The organism is Vibrio sp. 03_296 (genome assembly GCF_002265885.1).
The window spans coordinates 1-828 of sequence record NZ_NPKW01000363.1; the positions used below are offsets into that span (position 1 = coordinate 1).

The window sequence follows — 828 nt, forward strand, 5'->3', positions numbered from 1 at the left end:
TTTTCATCTAAGAGTCCTTTGCTTCTTTATTCTGACTAAATTGAATAACGCACATCGTTAGTAGTCTTCTTTCATCTTTTTATAAATCATGCGAAAGAAGGGAGAATTTCGGGGCTTTTTTATCCGGTTAGAGTGGGRGTTTCAAGGCAWTCGAAAACAGCGAAAAAACCGTAAATTTATTTTAATTTTTTTATCAGTAACGGGGTTGGCAAATGGGTCAGTGAGGGTTAACATCTGGGCCAAAAATTTCAGGAGAAACAGATGAAACAGTGGGCTAGGTTAATCATGATTGGTGCGTGTTTGGGCTCTTCAGCGGCTGAGGCGCAAACGACCCTTGATAAGAGCAAATATGGTTACTCTTACTTTACCCTTGGCTTTGAAAATGTGGTGTATGAAGAGTTGTTTCCCGGTTTAGACTCCGATGCCAGTGTGGTGAGCCCCGTATTGAACACGGGCGGGCTGTACCACATTAACGCGCGCTTTGATTTTTCCATTGATGCGTTAGCGACATTTTCGCCGATCAGTGCCACCGAAGAGTGGCATAAAAACGGTACGCTGATTCAAACCAACCAGTTTGAATATCTGAAAGCGGCAACCAACATTTTGCTGCACTACAAACTGCAAGATAACTGGCGTGTGTTGGCAGGAACGTCATTGAGCTATCAAACCTACAAACGCTATGGCCTGAAAAACCACAATGGTTACGTCAATGATGTGTTTCGCGAAGGCAATACGTGGGAAGAGAAATCGACGGATATTTTCCTTGATGCTGGCTTAGCCTACGATTCTGGCCATCTGTATGGGGAGAGCGATTGGCGTGTTAGTGGC

At 44.1% G+C, this 828-nt stretch carries 1 protein-coding gene; it reads left to right on the forward strand.

What is annotated here, in order from left to right; genetic code table 11:
• Positions 1-261: 261 nt before the first annotated feature.
• Positions 262-828 (forward strand): hypothetical protein (locus CIK04_RS24670; protein WP_128824686.1); only part of this gene is annotated, 567 nt, incomplete at its 3' end.